This window comes from Sphingomonas sp. NPDC092440, assembly GCF_044754985.1.
Lineage (GTDB): Bacteria > Pseudomonadota > Alphaproteobacteria > Sphingomonadales > Sphingomonadaceae > Sphingomonas.
This window is the reverse complement of record NZ_JBIVQA010000001.1, coordinates 402267-424281: the sequence shown is the minus strand read 5'-3', so window position 1 is coordinate 424281 and position 22015 is coordinate 402267. Positions and strand designations below refer to the sequence as shown.

Annotated in this window: 1 protein-coding gene; it reads right to left on the bottom strand. The window is 67.7% G+C overall.

The features are described from left to right. Positions 1 to 49: 49 nt before the first annotated feature. A complete protein-coding gene (locus ACIQCS_RS02060; protein WP_345850726.1) occupies positions 50 to 22006 on the bottom strand; it encodes a YDG domain-containing protein in 21957 nt (7318 codons plus the stop codon). Between the last annotated feature and the right edge of the window lie 9 nt (positions 22007 to 22015).

The window sequence follows — 22015 nt, the reverse complement described above, 5'->3', positions numbered from 1 at the left end:
CCCGAAAAGGGCCGAGAGCCCGCGCGGCCGGACCGCGCGGGCTCTCTTGCTACTTGTCGCCGTCGCCCGCGCCCTCGCGCTCGCCATCGCCCTCGAGATTCCGGGAAGGGTTCTGGTTGAGCGAGAAGCCGCCGCCGACGCCGAGTCGCAGCATTCTGAGGGCGTCGCTGGCATCGGCGCCCGATTGGGTGAAGCTGATCACGAGCGTGCCCGGGATCACGGTGAGCAGATAATTGGCCGACAGCGCGAGCGTCCCCTGCCCGATCGCATAACGGCCCACCTGCTCGCCGGCGATGCGGGCCAGCGCGCCGGTGAAGCCGTCGCCGCTCACCAGCGAGCCGGCGGAGACGGCATAGCCGAACACCGGATCGGGCTGGCCGAACAGCTTGGTCGCGTCCTGCGCCGTCACGGTCACCGCGCGGCGGCTGATGTCGGCGATCACCGGCGCGCCGGACAGGCTGACGGCATAGTTCCCCGCGTCCGCCCCCGCCAGCGCCAAGCCGCTCACCTGCACCGCCCGGCCGGTGCCGACATTGGCATCGGCGAAGCGGTAGGTCGCCGTGCCCGTCACCGTGTCGCCCGAGATCACGCCGGCAAGCGCGATCCGGCCGGTCGTGCCGGTGGTGCCGTCATAGGCGCGGCTGTCCGCGGTCGCCGTGGCGGTAATCGCGCGCTGGGCGATCGTCGCGGTGCCGGTGGCGGTGCCGCTGATCGTGTAGTTCGCCGCATCGGCGCCGTTCAGCGCCAGACCGCTCGCGGTGGCGGTGCGATTGCCGGCATTCTTGCTGTCGAAGGCGATGCCGCTGGCGGTCACCCCGACCTGATCACCCAGGACGACCCCGCTCAGGCCCAGCGTGCCGGTGGCGGCGGTGGTGCCGTCATAGACGCGGCCATTGGCGGTCAGCGTGGCGGTGATCGCCTTGGCCAGGATGTCCGCCAGGTCGGTTGCCGTCGCGGCGACGACATAATTGCCCGCGTCGGCGCCCGAGAGGCTGATCCCGCTCGCCGTGACCGTACGGGTGCCGGCGTTCTTGCTGTCGAACGCCATGCCCGTGCTGTTCACCGTCACCGCGTCGCCCGCTACCACGCCGTTCAGGCCCAGCGTGCCGGTGGCGGCGGTGGTGCCGTCATAGGTGCGGTCGTTCGCCGTCAGCGTCGCGGTGATCGTCCTGGCGATGATGTCCGCCAGCGCGGTCGCCGTGGTCCCCGTGGTGTAGTTGCCCGCATCCGCGCCCGAAAGGGTGATGCCGCTCGCCGTGACGGTATGGCCGGTGCCCGCATTCTTGTTGTCGAAGGCGTAACTGCCGTTCGCGGTCACCTGATCGCCGGCGACCACGCCGTTGAGCGCCAGGCTGCCGGTGGCGTTGGTGGTGCCGTCATAGGTCCGGCCGTTGGCGGTCAGCGTAGCGGTGATCGCCTTGGCGAGGATGTCCGCCAGCGCAGTCGCCGTGCCGCTGACCACATAATTGCCCGCATCCGCGCCCGAGAGAACGATGCCGCTCGCCGTGACCGTGCGGGTTCCCGCGTTCTTGGTGTCGAACGCCAGCGTGCCGTTCGCCGCCACCTGGTCGTTGCCGATCAGGCCGTTCAGCGCCAGCGTGCCGGTGGCATTGGTGGTGCCGTCATAGGTCCGGCCATTGGCGGTCAGCGTAGCGGTGATCGTTTTGGCGATGATATCCGCCAGCGCAGTCGTGCTGGTGCTAGCGATCACGTAATTGGCCGCGTCCGTGCCCGAGAGCGTGATGCCGCTCGCCGTGACCGTGCGGGTGCCCGCATTCCTGCTGTCGAAGGCCAGGACGCCGCTCGCCGCCACCTGGTCGCCGCTTACCAGGCCGGTCAGCGTCAGGCTGCCGGTGGCATTGGTGGTGCCGTCATAGACGCGGTTGTCCGCGGTGAGGATCGCGCTGATCACCCGGGGATCGACCACTACCGTGCCCGCGCCGAACGCGAAGGCATAGTTCATCTCCGAGGCCAGCGTGCCGAGCGCCGAATAGACGGCATAGGTGCCGGCATCGCGGCCCGCCCCGCTGAGCGCGGCCGCCCCCGACCAGGCGCCGCTCGCGCTGTCGCCGTTCACCAGCCCGGTGATCGTCGCGGTGAGAACCGGGATGGCGCCGTTATAGGTCACGTGGAAACTGTCCGGCGTGACCGTCAGCAGCGGGCGATAGCCATAGACGAAGCGGTTGCCCGCATTCGGCGCGGTGGCGAAAGTGCCGGCGCCGAAATCATAGAAGTCGCCATAATAGCTGGTGCCCGCCAGCCCGCCGAAATTGTTGTTCGGATCGGAATGGCCGAAATTGCCGCCGGTCTGGGTGTAGATCAGCCAGCGGCCGGCCGAGGCGGCCAGCGCATCGGCGCCCCGTGCATTGGTGAACAGCCCGTCCGAGGCGAGCGTGATCGCATCCCCGCCCGCCGACGACAGGATCCGGCCATTGGCCGAGATCGTCATGCCGCCATGCGAGGCGATGGTCACCGCGCCGCCATTGCCCTGGACGGTGCCGTCGATCGTCAGGCCGATATTGCTGGTGAGCTTCAGCCCGCTGCTGGAGAACTGGCCGAGCGCGGCGATGCTGTTGCCGCCCGTCAGCAGCGCCGCGCCGGTGGCGCCGCCCTGCAGGCGATCGGCGATGATGTAGTAATTGTTCTGGGTCAGCGCCCCGGCGACCTGGAGGTCCAGCGTGCCGTGCACCTCTACCACGCCGTCCAGGCCCAGGTCCTGCAGGTTGCGCAGCTTGAAGCCGCCATTGTTGACGGTCACCATGCCCAGGCTGGCGACATGCGAGCCGCTGCCCCCCTGGTCGAGGTCGACATTGCCGTTCACCGCCACCACGCCGAGCGTGCCGGCCGAGACGCTGGCACCGGTGATCCCGCCCGCGACCGCGAGCGCCACGTCTCCGCCGACGAGGTTGCCGAAGCGCAGGCTGCCCGTGCTCGCCCCGAGGTTCACGACGAAGCGGCCCCAGATGTCGCCGGTGGTGACGTCGCCCTGACCGGCGATGTTGATATGGCCGGCATTGGTGGTCACGTCGCCGAGCGTGAGCGTGCCCGTCGGTCCGGCGATCGCGATCGCCCCGACCGCGTTGATATCGCCCATGGCGAGATTGCCGGTGAGCACCCTGGCCTCCACCGTGCCGCCATTGACCGCACCGAGCGCGTCGGCCTGGTATAGATTGATCGCGAGCTCGCCATCGGCATCCAGGCTCTTGCCCGCCAGCAACGTGCCGGCATTGGCGAAGGTATTGCCGCTGGTGATCGACGCGGCATCGGCGGCGCCGAACGTCAGGTTGCCGCCCGCGCTGAGCGAGAACGCATTGGCGCCGGTGCCGGTCAGCGCGGCCCCGGCCAGCGTCAGGTCGCCGCCCGCGGCCAGGCCGATCGCGTTGCCCGCCTGGACGTTGCGGACGTGCAGCTGGCCCTGCGCGGCACGGATCGAGACCGAACCCGCAGCCGCGAAATCGGTCGAGCCGAAGTCGAAGTTCCCTGCCGTGTCGGTGATGCTGAGCGAGCCGCCCAGCACGCCGAGCGATGCGAAGCTGTTGCCCGCGAAATGGCCGGCGGTGAGCGTGTAATCATGCGCCACGACCGGCGCCAGGTTCAGCTCGATCGTGCCGGTGCCGGCGTTGAGCGTGACATCATGGCCCTGGAGGAAGTTGATCCCCAGATTGCCGGACTGGATGGTGACGCTGCTGTTGCCGTCGGACTGGATCGCGTCGAACACGCCGGTCAGCCCGAGCAGGTTGATCGTGACGTCGCCGCCCAGCGAGACGACCGTGCCGCCACCGGTGCCGCAGCCGCAGCCGCCCAGAGTGCCGCCGGTGGTGACCGAGTTCTCGGCATCGATCGCCGCCGCCGTATCGGCCCCGAGCGTGACATTGCCCTGCGCGACGAGCGCGAAGCCGTCGACCGCGGTCAGGCCGCGCACCGTGGCGCTGCCGCCCGCGGCGAACTGGCCACCGCCCGCGAGCGAGACCTGGTTGATCGCAAGATTGCCGGCGGAGATGATCGAGGCGTCCCGGGCAGCGTTCAGCTCATCGATCGTGATCGCGCCGGTGAAGCTGTTCACCACCACATCGCCGCCCGAGCCGAGCGAGGCCGCCCGGACTTCGCCGCCGTTGATCTCGAGATAGCGGTCGGCCGTCAGGATGGAGACGGCGGTGGTGTCGACCAGGTTGCCGCCGGTCAGATAGAGGTCATTGGCGGTGATGCTGCCGCCGCCCAGGATCAGGTCGCCGTGCCGGGCCTTCAGATCGACTCTGTCGCCCAAGGCCGTGTTCACGGTGAGCGCGCCGTCCTCCAGATAGGCGTTGGCATTGCCGCTACCGGCCTTCAGCTCGCCGATCGACAGGTCGCCATCCAGCACGTTGACCGCGGCGCTTGCTCCCGTGACCTGGGTGAGCGCCGCCGAGTGGTCGAGATTCACATAGGCGCCGCTGCCGCCGAGGACCTTGGCCGTACCGGTGGAGCCCGCAGCGCGCTCGAAATAAAGGTCGTCGTCGATGCCGGAGTAATCGTCCGCGCCCAGCACTGCGTCGCCGGTGGTGCTCTGCACCACGAGGTCGCCGGCCGTACCCGTGAGCTTCGCCTGACGCAGGATCGCGTCCCCGCCCTGCGCATGGAGCGTGATGTTGCCGCCCGCGCTGGCATAGCCGGCGGTGATGCCGCCGCTGCCGCTGGAGAGATGCACGTCGCCGCCAGCTTCGATGCTGCCGGTCAGGTTGAGGGCGCCCGCGCTCGCGATATGGGCGCCGCCAGTGCCGCCATCGACACGGAAGGCCTCGAAGCCGCCGACCGTGGTGGACACATCGACACCCGTCGCGCCGAGCAGCGCGTACACGTTGATCGCGTCCGCGGCACCGTTCACCGAGCCGGAAAGCGAGCGGATCGTGCCGTTGCCGAGCAGGCCCGCGACCGAGAAGTTGACGTCGCCATCATATTCGAGCGTGGTGCCGCCCATGTCGAGGGCGCCCCGGCTGGTCAGGGTCCAGGTGCCCGCCCGGGGGCCGCCGGGCGCCAGCGCGCCGTTCAGGAGCGAGCCGCCGCTCAGCCTGTAGTCGCCGGCGACATAGACAGTACCGATATCGACGGTGCCGCTGCCCGCATCGAGCACGACATTGCCGGAGCTGCTGCTCGCCCGGCCGAGCGCAATGCCCGTGCCGGTGATCGAGAGCGTGCCCGTGCCGACGTCCACCTGCCCGCCGGTGATGTTGCCGACCGCCGAGATGGTGAGGTTCCGGCTTGCGCCGAACGCGGCCGGCAGGGCCAGATTGCCCTGGGTGTCGGTGACGAAGACATCCAGCGGGACGCCGCCCGCAAAGGTCAGCGCGCCAAGGTCGATGTCGCTGCCGGTAACCGAATAGGTGCCCGGCGTGGCGATCGAGCTCGCCTGGACATCGGCATCCGCGGCCAGCGTGACGTTCGCGCCGGCGACGGTGCCGAGCAGCAGCCGGCCGAGCGACCGCGCATCGACATCGCCCGCTGCGGAGATGGTGACCGCCGCATTGTACATGGCATCGACGCCCAGCGTCGCGTTGCCGGTGGCCTGGACCTTGACCGAGCCCGGCGTGGTGCCGACGCCATAGTCGACGACGTTCGCGCTGGTGATCGCGCCGGGCGCCGCGCCGAGCGTAACGTTGCTGCCCGAGATCAGTGCCTTGAAGCCATCGCCCCCGACGTCGTTGTTGCTGTACAGATAAAGCGAGCCGACCGTGACGTTGCCGGTGCCGGTGACCGAGACATCGTCGCTGGTGGTGATGGCACCGATGTTCAGGTCGTTCGCGCCGCCATTGAAAGTGACATTGTTGCCCCAGAGCTCGCGTGCATAGCCGCCTTTGGCGGTGATCAGGATGTCGCCATAGGTACTGATGCCGCCATTGGCGGTCAGGTTTCCGTCGATATCCAGCGTGACGTCGCCGGAGCCGGGATTGCCGATGAGCCGCAGGTCCTGGGCATTGGTGAAGCTGAACGCGGTGCCGTTATTGGCGGCGCCCTGCAGCCTCTGGACCTGGTTCTGCCGGTTGGCCGCGACGCCATAGCCGTAGAGCGCCAGCAGCTCGACCGTCAGCGCACCCGCCGACTGGGTGATCTGGCCGGTCGCATCGATCACCGCCCCCATGGTCACGACGATATTGCCGGTGAGGTCGATCGCGCCGTCATTGTACAGCTGGAAATTGCTGGCGCTCACGTCACCGAGCGCGCTGAAGCGGATGGTGCGCGGGGACATCGGCGTATTGTAGAAATTCGCCCAATGCCCCGGCGTGGATACGTTCAGCGTGCCGCCGCTGATCGGATCGGCGCCGGTGACGTTGATGTCCCCGCCCGCGATCAGCGTCATGGCCGAGCTGGCGCCGGCAGTGAGCGCGCCGGCGATGTTGAGGGCACCGCTGGTCTTGAAGGTCAGGTCGCCGCCCGCGCTCAGCCCGTTGATCGTGCCGATCGTGTTGCCGCCGCCGAGCAGCAGGTCGCCGGTCGCCGACCCCGCAACGCTCGCGGCGCTGATGAGCGAGCCGGCGGCCTGAGTGGCCGAGCCGTTGGTCGCGGCCACGCTGAAAGCGCCCGCCGCGACGACGTTGCCGGTCAGGCTGACATTCGCGGCGCTGATCGAGACGGTGCCGCTCCCCGCCGAGAGATTGCCGAACTGGCCGATGCGATCGGTGCCGAACAACAGGCTGATATTGCCCGCAAGGGCCGTGGCGCCGAGCGTGCCGCTGATTGCGGTGCCACCACCGCCACTGGTGACGCTGGTGCCGCGGACGAACAGATTGCCGTCCACGGTCGCGCTGTTCAGGGTGACCGCGCTGCCGGTCGCCGAGACCGTCGCATTGCCGTTGAAGTTGAAGTTCAGCTCGAGCGGCCCAGCCCCGGAGATGTTGTTCAGCGTTGCCGTGCCGGCGGTGCCGGTGTTGCTCAGGCTGATCATCGGCGTGGTGATCACGCCGCCGCTGGCCATGGTCAGCGCGAAGTCGGTCGCCAGCGCCGAGCGGACAAAGGCGACGCTGCCGGTGCCGTTCAGCCAGCCGGTGATGTCGGTCGTGCCCACCGCCAGCGAAATATTGACGCCGGAGAGGTTGCCGAGATGGGCGATGACGTTGTCGCCGGTCAGCTCGATATCGCCGCCGGTGGCGTCGATATTGAGCAGGTTCGCCTTGACCGAGTTGGCGGTGATGCGGCCGACCGTCAGGTCCACCGTGCCGTTCCCGGCGGCGATCCGGCCGGCATTGAAGATATTGGAGCTGGTGGTGAGCGTGATGTCGCCGTTCTGCGAGGTCAGGCTGTCGATATAGTTGAAGCTGCCGCCGAGCAGCTCGACGCTCCCCGCCGCAGTGACGTCGAGGATGTTGGCGGTGAACAGGGCGCCGGGGTTGGTGACGCTGCCCGTGTCCGAATAGAGGCCGAGCTTGCTGCCGGCATGGACGGTACCCCACAGCGCGATGTCGCCGGCATTGCGGAAGAGGAAGTCGCCACTGGTGGTGACCGTACCGAGCCGGCCGACCGCATTGGCCTGCTGCAGGTCGGCGCTGTCCGCGTCGACGCTCAGCGTCTGCCCGGTGATCGTGCCGCCGGTCTGACTGATGCCCGCGGTGCCGTTCAGCGTGACGCTGGTTCCGGCGGAGACGTCGTCGGTCAGATCATAGGCGGTCGCGCCGGTATAGGTCAGTTCGGTGCCGGCACTGAGCGCGCCGACGGTGCCGATCGCATTGCCCTGGTTGAGCGAGAGCGAGCCATGCGCGGAGGCCGTGATCGAGCCGCCGCTCATCGCGCCCGACTGCCAGATATTGCCGTTGGTCGAACGGACGTCGATCGCCCCGCCATTCGCCGCGGTGATGCCGGCGATGGTGAAGGTGCCGGTGTTGACGAAGGTGACGTTATCGCCCGCCAGGATCACGTCGCTGCCGGCGTCGATCTGGTTGGCGCCGCCCAGATCGATATCGCCCGCTGCATTCACCCTGAGCCAGCCGGTATTGATCCGGCCGCCCGTCTGGCGGACCGCGCCGCCGGCATTCAGCGTGAAGGTGTCGTCCACGTCGATATCGGCGGTCAGCGTGACGGCATCCAGGCTGGCGATCCTGACATAGCCGTTGGGGCTGTTCAGCGTGCCGAGCGAGGCGATGTGGTTGGTCGCGCCGTTCAGGTCGACAAAGCCATAGCCGGTGGCGATCAGCTTGTTCGCGGTGATCGAGCCGGAGGTCTGGCGGACGAAGCCGCCATTCGCCGTGCCGCCGAGCGTGACGGTGTCGCCGCGGATATCGCCCTGGATATCCAGCAGGGTGGAGAGGATCGACACGTCGCCCGTCGTGGCGGTCGCGCCATAGACATAGCTCATATTGCCGGTGAGCGAGATGCCGGTCGCCGCCTGGGCGGTGATCCCGCCGCTGTTGACCGCCCCGCCCGCCATCGAGATCGAGCCGCTCTGGCTGGTCAGGATGCTCTGGTACATCCCGTTCTGGATCGCGCCCGAGATGGTGAAGCTGCCGGCATTGGTGAAGGAGAGCTGCCCCCCGCTGAACCCGCCGAGCGAAGCGACATGGTTGGCGGTGGTCAGGTCGACATAGCCGCCGGTGAGGTTCAGCGTCAGCGTGCCGGCGGTGATGTTGCCGCCGGTGAGATTGTCGCCATTGTTGATCGTGACGTTGTGGCTGCCGGCGTCGATCGCGTCGATCTGCAGCGCCACCCCGTTGCGCAGGTTGAGATTCGAGCCGGTGGCGATCAGGCCGATGCGGCTGATCTGGTTGCCGCTATTGTCGAGCACGACATTGGTGCCGGTGGCCGAGAAGGTGCCGGCGATGATCGAAGTGCCGGCCTGCTGGGTGACGGCGCCGCCGTCCGAGATCATCTCGACGATATGGCCGGCCGCGCTGATGTCGCCGAGCGCGAAATCGCCGGTATTGCGGAAGCGCAGGTCCTTGCCGTTCGAGTTCAGCGTCGCCAGCGCGACGTCGTTGCGGTTCAGCAGGCTGATGCCGTTGGCCGCACCCGCGCCGCTCGTCGCCTGAAGCTCGCTCGAGCGGATCACCCCGGTGCCGGTCTGGGTGAGGTTCCCGGCGGCGGTTAGCTTCACCAGGCCGGGCGCCGAGATATTGCCGTCGAGCGTCAGGTTGCCGCTGGCGTTCAGCGTGAAGCGGCCGTTCGTGGTGACGTCCTTCACCGTGCCGATCGCATTGGCCTGGTCGAGCAGGATATCGCCGTCCAGCGAAGTGACGGTCAGGGCGCCGGCGGAGATGGCGACGGTCTGGTTGATCCCGCCGGTGTCCGAGGTGAGCGAGAGCAGGCCGGGCGTGCTGACGGTGCCGAGCCTGATCGAGTTCGCCGAACGGAAGCGGATGTCGCCGGTGGTCGATACGAGCTCGATGCTGCTGAAGGGGTTGGTATTGTTGGCCGCGCCAAGGGTGATCGCGCCATCCGCATGCGCGATCAGGTTGTCGCCGGTCAGCGTGCCGCCCTGCTGCAGGATCGCGCCGCTGTTCGAATAGAGCGCCAGCTGCTGGCCGAACGCGCCGACATTGTCGGTCAGGATCAGGTCGCCGGCATTGGCGAGCGTGATGTCGCCGCTGGAGCCGAGGTTGCGGACCGCGCCGAAACGGGTGATCGCGTTGGCGTTGCTGTCCAGGCGGATCCCGCCATCCGCGGTGAGCGTGGCCGTGCCGCCCACCGTCAGGATGGTGCCGACATTCTGGCGGATCGCGCCGCTATCCGAGAGCAGCGTGAGGTTGCCGCCCACCGTCATGTTGGTCAGCGCGATATCGCCACTGTTGCGGAAGCGCAGATTGCCGCTGGTGGTGCCGAGCCCGCCCAGCGCGGTGGCGTTGTTGGCCCGGAACAGGTCGAGCCCGGTGCTGGCATAGGCCGAAAGGCTGGCCGTGAGGATCGCGCCGCCGGCCTGGCTGATCGCGCCGTCGGTGGAGCTGAGCGTTACCGAACTGCCCGAGATGGTACCGAGCAGCGTAAGATCGTCGCGCACCGTGAAGCTGGCCGCATTGCCCGCGGTCAGATCGCCGAGCTGCCCGACCTGGTTCACCCGGGTCAACAGGATCTGGTTGCCCGCGCTCGCGTCCAGCCGGGCCGCGGTGATGATGCCGGCATTCTGGTTGATCGAGCCCAGGGTGGCGTTCAACGAGACGGCATTGCCGCCGCCGGCCGTGATGTCACCGCCCAGCGCGAAGCCGCTGTTGCTGGAATAGGAGATGCCGCCATTCTGGGTCGCCAGGCCATAGATCGTCCCGACGCTGTTGTTGGCGTTCATGGTGATCGCGCCGGCGGCGGTCACGTCGAGCCCGCCCGCGGTGATCGCGCCGCTGAGCTGGGAAAGCGTGCCGGCCGTGCCAAGCGACAGGCGGCCGGTGCCGAGGTTGATCGTGCCGTTGACGGTGAGATTCGAACTGGAGCGGAAGGATGCATCGCCGCCCGCGGTGACGTTGCCGAGCGTGCCGATCCGGCCGCGCAGGTCGATGGTGCCGGAAGCGTTCGCCGTCAGCGTACCGACGTCGATCCCATCGGCGCCTACGCTGAGATTGCCGCCGGCGACGGTCAGCGAGGTGGCGCCGCCCGAGACATAGGCGAGATTGGTGTTTCCGCTGGAAACGGCGGTGACGTTGCCCGCCCCGCTCCAGGTGATCAGGCCGGCTCCCGTGAGCTGGTTGGTGGCGCTGGTCAGCGAGATATTGTCGGCGCGCAGCTCGAAGAAATTGCCGCCGGGATTGCCCGAATCGACATGGCCGGCGCTCTGCGTGATGTTGCCGGCATCGGCCCAGAGCTCGAAATAGGGCGAGTAGATCGTGCCGGTCAGCACGACATTGCCCTCGGTGTAGATCTGCGCGGCGGTGTTGACGTTGCCGACGCCGGCGATGTGGTTCCAGTTCCCGCCGCCGACGCCGCGCAGGTCGAAGGCCTGGCCGCCGCTCAGATTGACCGTGCCCGCGGTGACCAATCCGCCGTTCTGGCGGACATTGCCATTGGCATTCACCACCGTGAGCGAAAGCGCCTGGCCGCCCATGGCGTTGATGTCGCCGGTGATTCTGAAGCCGTCGGCATCGGTATAGGCGATGCCGCCAGAGGCGGCGTTGGTCAGGCCGGCGATATTGACGACATTGTTGGTCGCGCTGGTCAGGGAAAGGCCGGTGGACGCCGTGGCGCGCAGCGTATCGGCGACGATCCCGCCGCTGCTCTGCGTCATCGCGTGCCCGATGCTGACCAGCAGCACCTCCTGGCCCGCCGCCGAGATGTTGCCGGCCAGATCCAGGTTCGAGAAGGTGGCGAAGAGGATGCCGCCGCTGATGCTGTTGGTCAGCCCGGTGATGGTGCCGATGGCGTTGCCGGCATGGCCGAAGGCGATGCCCGTCGCCGCCTTCGCGAAGAAGCTGCCCGCGGCAATCGGACCACCCTGGCTGATCGCGCCGGTATCGGAGGTCAGCGAGAGTGCATTGATGGTATAGCCCGGTATCCCGCCGAAATCGATGCTTCCCAGATTGCGGAGCGTGACATTGCTGCCGTCGCCATAGGCGAAGCTGGAGCTGGCGCCGGTGAAGTCGTTCGCGCCGCCGAGGATGAGGTCGCCGCCCGAAGTCACGTTCAGGCTCGGCGCCACGATCTTGGCGCTGCCGCTCTGCACCACCGAGCCGTTCACGGCGCCGAGCGTCGCGCTGGCGGCGGAGATCGTGCCGGCAGTCTGGGCGATCCCGCCGCTCGTCGCGGTGAGCGTCGCGCCGTTGGTGGCGGTAACGTTGCCGTCGAGGGTGAATCCGGTGCTGGCGAAGGCGATGCTGGTGCCGCTCAGGCCGTGCACCGTCGCAATCTGGTTGCTGCTGCTCGTCGCCGAGAGCTGGCCGCCGGCATTGGCGGTGAGCGAACTGGCCTGGAGCCCGAAACTGTTGACGGTGATGTCGCCCGCCGCGCTCAGGGTGACGTCGCCCGCAGGGTTCATGAACTGCAGGTTCAGCGCGTCGCCGTTCAGCCGCACGGTGCCAGGGGCGCGGACGACGGTGGGCGTGGCGGCGCCGAAGCTGTTGTTGCCCATCAGGTCGAGATTGGCGCCCGTCAAGACCGATGCATTGGCGTCGACGCGGCCCGTGCCGCTCTGCACGATGTCGCCGCTGCCGCGCAGGGTGACGTCATTGGCCGAGATCGTGCCCGCCGTCTGCGAGATCCCGCCGCCATTGGCCACTAGATTGACCGAGCGCAGCCCCAGCTTGCTGGCGCTGACATCGCCCGCGACGGTGAAGCTGCCGGCATTGGAGACGAGGACGTCGCCATAGGTGGCGACCAGCCTGGCGAAGCTGTTCACGTCGACGCTGTTGGTCAGGTCGATATGGCCGGCGGTCATCGACAGGCTGTCGACGACGATCCCGCTCGAGGCGAGATTGCCCCCGACGGTCACCACGGCATTGCCGGTGGTGTTGAGCCCCACGACGATCCCGCCCGAACCGCCATTGTTGAGGGTAATGGTGCCGCCGCCGGTCGAGGTGCCGATGAAGTTGGTGAAGCGGTTGTCGCCGCCGAGCGTGATGTTGCCCGCCGCGCTCATGGCGCCGGTGGTGACGTTGACGGTCCCGCCGCTCTGGGTGATCGCGCCGGCCGTGGCGATCAGGCTCGTCCCGATGGCCGTGAGGTTGCCGGTCAGCTCGATGCCGCCATCGGCGGTGAGCGTGAAGCCGCTATTGACGCCGACGCCGCCCAGCTTGATGTCGCCGGCCGCCGCCAGCGTGGCATTGGTGCCGACCACGCTGAGCGTGTCCGCATCGATCTTGCCGCTGGTGGTGGTGATCGCCCCGGTGGTGCTGAGGAAGACTGTGTCGGCCGCGGTGATGTTGCCGTCGATGGCCAGGCTGCCGGTATCCCGGATCCGGACGTCGCCGGCATCCGTGGCCAGGCCGGCCAGGCGGGTGAAGTTGTTCGCGCTGCTGTTGAAGCCGATACCGGTCGCGGCCCGCGCGATGAGCGTGTTCGCGGTCAGGGCGCTCGTCTGGCTGATCGAGCCCGTGTCCGAGGTCAGGTTGAGCGTGCCGATCGCCGTGCCGTTGCTCGGCAGCAGCAGGTTGCCGCGATTGCGGATGGTGATGTCCGCACCCACGCCATGGCCCATGTCGGACAGCGTGCCGAAATTGTTCGCGCCGCCGATCAGCAGGCTGGTCCCCGCGCCGATCGCCAGCCGGTCGGCGGTGATCCCGCCCCCGCTCTGGCTGATCGCGCCGCCGCCGGCATAGATCTGGACGCCGCCGCCGGAGATGTTGCCGCTCAGGCCCAGTGCGGTGGCGGTGTAGATGTTGATGTCGGTGCCGCCGGTGCTCTTGGCGGTCAGGTCGCCGAGCCCGCGGATCTTGTTGTTGCCATAGGTGAAGACGATGCTGCCGTTGGTGGCGGTGGCGGTCAGCTTGTTGGTCTCGACATAGGTGCCGGTGATGTTGCCGGTGTCCGAGGTCAGCGTGAGGTTGCCGTTGTTCGTGACCTGGTTGCCCGCCCCGCCCAGGTCGAGCGTGCCGACCGTGCGCAGCGTGAAGTCGCGGCTGATCGAATAGGCGTCGAGCGCGCCGATCTCGTTCGCTTCGCCCAGCGAGACGTCGATGCCGGCGAGCGCCAGGGTGTTCGCCACCACCTTGGCACCGCTTGACTGGGTGACATTGTTGACGGCCCGGAGCTGGACATTGTCGCCGGTGATCGTACCGCTGTTCTGCAGAATCGAGTTCTGGCTCGAATAGAGGCGGATAAACTGGCCGGGGGCGTTCGCGGTGACGTTGCCGTCGAGCTTGATGTCGCCCTTGTTCTCGATGTCGATCGCGCCGCTCGACGAGGTAAGATAGCGATAGCTGCCGACACCGATGGTGACGGTCTGGTCGTTCAGATAGATTCCGCCGGCCGCGTTGATCCCCACCGAGCGCGCGAGCACGTTGTCGTTGTTGCCGGCAATGCCACCGGCATCGACGGTGAGGTCGCCGGTGGTGTCGATCTTGAAGAAGATGTCGGCATTGCCGGTAAGGTTGATGCCCCCGCCACCGCTCGAGCTCGCCCAGATCAATGCGTTGCCGGTGCTGTCGAGCGTGATGTCGCCTGCCGCGGTAGCATTGACCTGGCTGGCAGAGATGGTGCCGCTGCCGCTGCGCCGGATCGCGCCAAGGGCCGCGGTCAGCGTGGCGGTGCCGCCATTGGTGTTGAGCGTACCGGCAACCGTCAGGTTCTGATCGGTGTCGATCGCGAAGTTGCCGTTGGTGGTAACGGTGCCGAGCCGGATATCGCCGCCGGCGACCAGGTTTGCGCTGGCTGCCGACACGTCGAGCAGGCCGCCCGCGACGACCAGCCCGCCATTGGTGGTGATCGCCCCGCCCGAGGTGAGCGAGAGCGCGCCGGCCGCGCGGACCTGGCCGGTCAGGTCGAAGGCATCGGCATCGACGATGGTGACGTTGCCGCCGGTGCTGCGGATCGCGCCGAGATGGTCGAAGTCGTTGCCCGCCTGGTCGAGGACGATATCGCCCACCGCATTGGCCTTGAGCGTGCCGGCGGTGATGACGCTGAAGCCGGTCTGGCTGATCCCGCCCGTGTCCGAAGTCAGCGTGACGGTGCCGCCCGGCGCCTTGATCAGATAGTCGAGCACGATCGCGCCGGCGTTGCGCAGCGTGATGTCGTGGCCGGTGCCGCTGTCGTAGCGATCGGTGTCGAGCCGGCCGACCAGGCCGATCTGGTTCGCCCCGGTCAGCGAGATACTGCCGGAGGCGATGGCGTTGAGCCGATCGGCAGTGATGATGCCGCCGCTCTGGCTGATCCCGGTATCCGCGTAGAGGCTGATGTTCCGGCCGGTCACGTTTCCGGTCAGGTCCATGACGCCGCTATAGGTGGTCAGCAGGATGCTCTGGCCGGCAGTGATGGTGCCGAGCGAGGCGATCGTGCCGGCGAGGCTGATGGACCCCGCCGCCGACGCGGTCAGGCGCGAGGTACTGGGCCCGGTGTTGGTGCTGAGGATGCTCCCGGTATCCGAGATCAGGGTGAGCGCGCCGCCCGAGCCGTACCGGCCGGTGCCCCCGAGAATCGGGCTGAGATCGATGGTGCCCCGGTTGCGCAGCGTCAGGTCGCCGCCCACCGCGAGATCGGTGAGCGTGGTGAAGTCGTTGGCCTCGCCCAGCGTCACGGTGCCGCCGCCGAAGAGCGACAGGCTGGTGCTGTGCAGGCTCGCGCCGGTGCCCTGGCTGATCGTGGTGCCGGCATTGAGCGCCATGGTGTCGGCGGTGAGCGTCGTGCCCGCATTCTGCGTGATCGCGCCGCCGTTCGACGTCAGGTTCAGATGAGCGCCGGTCATGTCGATCGACTGGGTGACGTTGAAGCTGCCGGCATTGGCGAAGCTCAGCCCCGCCCCGCTCATCGCGCCGAGATTGCTGACCTGGTTGGCGCCGCTGACATTGATGCCGCCGGTCGCCGACATGTTCAACGTGTCGGCGGTGATCACGCCCCCGGTCTGGTTGATCGGGCCTTGGGCGTCGGAGATCGACACCGTCTGCCCTGCCGCGCTGATATTGCCGGTGAGGCTGGTGCCCAACGCGCTATAGTTGACGATGTTGATGCCGCCGCTGGTCGTGTTGGTGATCGTGCCGAAATTCTGGATGCTGTTGTTGCCGGAAGGGGAGCCGCCCGGCATGTTGATGCCGGTGACTGCGCTCAGATTGGCCGTGCCCGCCCCGAACGAGCCGTTGATGCTCTGGGTGATCGCCCCGCCCGAGCTCAGCGAGATCGTGCTGAAATAGACAGACTGGTCGATCAGGAGGTCGGTGGTGCTGTTGAGCGAAAGCGTGCCGTTGCCCGAGATGGCGATGAGCCGGTGGATCCGGTTCGCCTGGTTGAGCGTGACCGTGCTCGTGCCGGTGGTAACCACACCGAGATAGTCGACGTCGATGATTCCACCGCTCTGGGTGATCGACCCGGCACCCGCGGTGCGCAGTGCGAGACCGCCATTGGTCGCATTCGCAGTGATGTTGCCTGCAATGTCGAAGCCATTGGCGTCGCGATAGAGGATGCCACCATTGGTGCTCGTCGCGCCGCCAAGCGTGGCGATGTCGTTGCTGGTGCTGTTGAGCAGCAAGTCACTGGCGCCGCTCAGGAAGAGCTGGTTCGCGCGGACATAGATGCCGGCGCCGGTGTTCTGGGTGATGCCGCCGGTGTTCGAGGTCAGCCTTAGCGTGCCACCCGTGGCATCGACCCGGCCGTTGAGAATGATGTCGCCATCGTTGCGGAAGGTGATGCTGTGCCCGCTGGTGAACAAATTGGCGTTGAGCCCGCTCACCGTGGTGATCGCATTCGCCTGGTCGAGCGTGATGTTGTTGTTGGCGGTGGCGTTGAGCGTGTCCGCAGTGATCTTGGTGCCGGCGTTCTGGGTGATCCCGCCATTCATCGCGAGCAGAGTCACATTCGTGGCGGTGATGTCGCCGGTCAGGGTGAATCCGGGGAGATCGGTGCCGATCTCGATGTCGCCGCCCGCCTTCAACGTGCCGAGCGAACCGATCAGATGACCGCCGCCGCCAAGCCGGATCGACCCGTTCACCGCCGTGGCGGTTAGCTTCGAGGTGGTGACGACATTGCCGGCACTGATGTCGCCGGTGTCCGAGGTCACGGTCAGCGCGCCGCCCAGGGTGGCGCCGCCGCCGGTCGTCGGATCGAGATCGATGCTGCCCAGGTTGCGCAGCGTCAGGCCGCCACCGATCGAGAGAGCGGCGATGCTGGTGAAGTCATTGGCCTGCCCCAGCGTCACGGTGCCGCTGCTGGTGAGCGACAGCGCGCCGCCGTGCAGCGTCGCGCCGCTGGCCTGGGCGATGCCGGCGCCACCGCTCAGCTTGATGATGTCGCCGGTGATCGTGCCCGAATTCTGCAGGATGTTCTGGCCCGAGATCAGGCTGACCGTGTTGCCCGTGCCGCCGGCGGTGACGTTGCCGGCGAGCTTGATGTCTCCCAGGAGGTCGACGCTGACCAGGCCGTCGTCCGTGCTGAGTTGGCCGAAGCTGCCGATATCGACGGTGAAGCCGGTATTGACCAGGTTGATCCCGGTGCCCGCGGCGATCGCCACCGAATGGGCGACGACATCGCCGCTGTTGTACGCCTGCCCCCCGGCGTCGACGGTGAGGGCGCCGGTAGTGCTGACCTGGAAACCGACATCGCTGTTGCCGCTGAGATGGATGTCGCCGCCGCCACTCGATGTCGCCCAGAAATTGGCGAAGCTGTCACCGACCAGGCTGATCGCCCCCGTGGCGTCCGCGGTCGTCATGAAGGCCGAAACCGTGCCGCCATTGCTGGTGATTGCGCCGTTGGTCGTCGCCAGGATCAGGTTGCCGGTGCCGGTTCTGACGGCGCCGGTCAGCTCGATATTGCCGTCGCTGCCCAGGTAGAAATTGCCGCCGCCGCTCGAGGTGGTCACCGCGCTCAGCTTGATGTTGCCCGTCACGTCGAACGAGGCGCCGTTGCGGGCGGACACTTCCAGCGTACCGGCGCTGAGATGGCCGCTGCTGGTGGTGATGGCCCCGTTGGTGCCGAACTGGACCAGCCCGGCCCCGCTGATGTTGCCGGCAATGTCGAAGCCATCGTCTTCGATCAGGGTGATGGTGCCGGCGGTGCTGTTCAGCTCCTTCACCGTGCTGACGCTATTGTTCGCGCCGCCGCCGTCCAGCCGGATGCCGGTCGCCGCCCGGACGGTCAGCGTGTTGGCCCGCAAGCCGCCGAACTGGGTGATCGCGCCGCTGTCGGAGATCAGCGTGAGATCGGTGACGGAGGTGCCATAGGCGGCATATTTGAAGTCGCCGACCGAGCGGATATGGACGTTCGCGTTGGTGCCGGCGGTAAGGAACGGCGTCTGGTAGCCGAGGTTGTTCGCGCCGCGGAGCAGCAGGTCGCCGGTCGAATGCCCCTCTAGCGAATTGCCCGCCAGGATGCGCGCGCCGATATCCTGGTCGATCGCGCCGGCCGAGGCGTTGAGCAAGATGTCGTTGCCCGAAATCGTCGTGCCGGCGCCCTGGCCGAGCGACCGCGCGGACAGAGACACGGTGGAGCCGCCGCCGACATCGCCCGTCAGCGAGAGCGCGCGGCTGGAAGAGATCGAGACCGAGCTGCCGCCAGTCACCGCGCCCAGCGAGTCGATCGCGCCGTTCAGTTCGATCGCGCCGGCGGCCGAGGCGATGAAGCGCGATGCGGTGACAGGGTTGGTACCGGTGACGTCGCCGGTGTCGGACGTCAGGTTCAGCACACCGCCCGAGGTGTAGCCGCCGCTATTGAGCGGATTGAGATTGATGGTGCCGGCATTGCGCAGCGTCAGATTGCCGCCGACGGCGAGATCGCGGAGCGAAGTGAAGTCGTTGGCGCCACCGAGCGTGGCATTGCCGCCGCTGGTCAGCGACAGCTCGGTGCCGTGGAGCGCGGCAGTGCCGGACTGGCTGATGGCGGTGTTCGCGTTCAGCCGGATCGCGCGGGCGCTGATCGTGCCGGCGCTCTGGTTGATCGCGCCGCCGGTCGAGGTGAGCGACACGGTGCCGGCCGGATCGGCGGTGATGCCGACACCGAGATTGATCGTCGATGCGTTGGTGACCGAGACGCTACCGGCCGCCGCCGACAGGTTCGTGTAGCTGCCGATCGATTCGGCGCTGGTGTTGATGGTGATGTCGCCGCTGTCGGTCGCGACATCGAGCGTGCCGGCATGCAGCACGCCCGAGGCAGTGACGCCATATCCCGCGCGGATGGTCACGGCACCGCCGGTATCGACCTGGAAATCGGGGTTATAGGCGAACAGGCTGATCGCGCCATTGCCGGTCGACGTGCCGACAAAGCTGGTGATGCTGTTATTGGCGCTCTGCAGGTCGATCGCACCGCTCGCCGTGGCGGTCAGCGTGTTCACGCCGCTGAACTGGCCGCCGGTCTGGGTGATGTCGCCGGCGGCGGCAGCCAGGGTGAGATTCTTGCTGTTGCCGGCGATCATGCCGCTGAGCGTCAGGCCGCCATCGGCCCGGATCGTCGTGTCGTCCCCGATGCCGACCTGGAGCAGGTTGGTGCTGCCCAGCACATTGATCGTGCCGCCGCTCTGAAGATCGAGATATTGCTGGGGCGCGGAGAGCTTGCCGGCGCCCGACACCGCGCCGCGCGACGTGAAGATCACGCGGCTCGTCGAGCTGATCGTGCCGTCGATCGAGAGCGGATTGTTGGCGCCGACACGCAGCCGGACTTCGCCCGTGCTGCTGCTGACATTGCCGAGATAGGCGATCGCGTTGTTCGCCGCCGACCCGATGTCGATGTCCTGCGTCGCGCTGGCCGAGAAGCGGTTGGCGGTGAAGGCGGCACTGCCCTGGCTGATCGAGCCGTTGTCGACGATCAGGTTGAGCGCGCCGATGGGGGTGCCCGTCGACTGAAACTGGATGCTATAGGCCGAGTGATAGGTGACGTCCCTGCCCGAGCCCCAGCCGAGCGTCACGTCGGCAAAGTCGGCGAGCCGGTTGCTGCCGGCCAGGATCAGGTCGCCGCCCGCCCGCACCGTGCTTCCGACGAAGCCGGTGCCGCGCATCACGGCCGCCTGGTCCTGCAGGATCGAGCCGCTCGCCGTGACGTTGATCGTCTGGCCGCGGATCGTCGTGCCGGCCGCCTGGGTGAGGTCGCCACCATTGGCATGGAGCGCGACCGTCGCGCCGGTGACGTCCCCCTCCACCGCCAGCCCGGTGTCGGTCGTGACCGCGGCGGTGCCGCCCGCCGCCAGGGTGCCGAGTTCGAAGATGCTGGTGCCGGAGCCGCTGAAGTCGATGCCGCCGGCTGCCGTGGCAGTGAGCCTGGAAGCGTTGACGTTGTTGCCGCCGATGATGCTGCCGGTATCCGACGTCAGGTTCAGCGCGCCGCCGGAGCCGTAAAAGCCGCTGACTGCGGTGCGGAGATCGATATTGCCATGGTTGCGCAGCGTCAGGCCACCGAACACGGCGAGGTCGTTGATGACGTTGAAGTTGTTGGCGTTGCCCAGCGTGACGTTGCCGCCGCTGTTCAGCGATATGCCATTGGCCCGGAAGGTGGCGCCGTTGCTCTGGCTGATCGAGCCATTGGCATTGAACTTGATCGTGTCGCTGTTGATGCTGCCAGCGACCTGCTTGATCGCGCCGTTCCGCGAGGTGAACGTGCCGATGCCGCCGGGCCCCGCCTGGATGGCGCCGCCAAGCGTGAGATCGCCGTCCATCGCCAGCGTGATGTTGCCACCCGCCTGCAGGTCCCCGAACGCAGCGTCGCCGCCGTTGGAGCTGAGGTTGATCGCGCCGCCCGCGGTCACGTGCAGACCTCCGGCGATCAGCGCGTTCGCGCCCGAAGATGTCGCATCGCCCCCGACGGTGAAGCGGGCGGTCGAGAAGGTGTTCACCTTGAAGTCGAGATTGCCCGTCGCGTTGACCGTGATGTTCTCGCCATCGGTGGAAATGGCCGTGAGGCTGGTGAAGCTGTTGGCCCTGTTGAGGGTGATCTCGCCAAGGGCGTTGGCGACCACGCTGCCGACCAGCCCGTCGCCACCGGTCTGGCGGATCGAGCCGCTCGCGGCATTGAGGATGACTTTATAGCCGAGGTCGTTCGCGCTGCCGTTCAGGCTAAGCTTCAGATCGCCGGTGCTGTTGACCGTGAGGTCACGCGTGATCGCATAGACATATTCGAGCGTGGCGCCGCTATCCAGGTTGTAGGCGCCGCCACCGGCCAGCATGGCGCCGCTGGCACGGACGATGCCGCTGCCACTGGCCTGGCCGATGTTCAGGTTGACGCGGCCGGGCGAGACGATGTCGCCGGCAATCTCCGTGATGCCGAGGCCATTGTAGAAGCTGATGTCGCCACCGGCGGTGAGGCCATTCACCCTGTCGATTGCATTCGAGCCGCCGAACTGCATCGAACCGCCGGACCGGGCCGTGAACGTGTCGGTGGTGATCGCGCCGATATTGCTCCAGAGCACCCCCTCGGCGGCAAGGTCGACCGTGCCCCCGGCGGCGTTCATGTTGGTGCCGACCGTGATCGAGCCGCTGGAGAGCATCGAGATCGCGGGCGCGGTGAAATCCATGAAGTTGCCGCTGGCGAGATCCGCGCCGCCATTGCCCGCAACGGCGGCCGCATCCGCCGCTCCGTTCACGATATTGTGCCCGGTGGTGAGGACGATCGCGCCGGTCTCGTCGAGCGCCGCGGTCGTCGCGGTCAGGTTGCCCGTGAGCAGCAGGCGGGACATGACGCCGGTCTTGGAGACGAGCGCGGCGAACACCCGGTTGCCGCTCGTCGCGCCGCCGAGCGTGAGGGCGTTGGCATCGCCGGTGCCGTCCGCCCCGCTGGCCACTTCGAAGCTGAGCAGGTCGAGATCGTCCGCGCCGGTCTGGCGGAAGCTGATCTGGTATTTGGCCGCCGCGCCATAGAGCACGTTGCCGCCGTCCTGCGCCGAGATGCTCGATCCCGCCTCGGTGGTGACCACCGGCGCCACCAGCGCGATCGCGCCGCCATGGCTGGTGATCTGGGCACCGTTCTGCACCATGATGCCGGTGCCGCTCGAAGCGCCGGTGAAGCCGAAGCTGGTCGAAGCGCCGTCGAGGAAGCCGCCCGGGCTGGCGTCGGTGGCGCGGTCCACCGCCGCGGTGGTGACGAGCAGGCCGCCGGTGCTGATCCGGGCATTGGCGCCGATCACCACGCCGTTCGCGTTGTAGATCCAGATATTGCCGCCGGCCGCGCCGCCGGCGCCGATCGTGCCGTTGAGGTTGCCGTTGATCGTGCTCGAGGTCGCGCTGTTGACGCGGTTGAGCACGATGTCGTTGCGATTGGCGAAGACGAAATTGGCGGTGTCGCCGCTGTTTATGTCGAACCGGCTCCAGTCCATCACCGTGCGCGAGCCGTTCAGCGTTACCGTCGTGGTGTTGGGCACCGACTGGTCGACCACCGGGGCGCCGCCATTGCCGGTCGCGCCGGTCTGGACGAGCTGCGCATGCGCGGGCGCCGCCCAGAGCGCGGCGAGCGCGAGCGCGCCGAAGGCCGAAGTGGTGAAGAGGCGGCTGCGGCGGCGGGGGGCGGACATGAGCATATC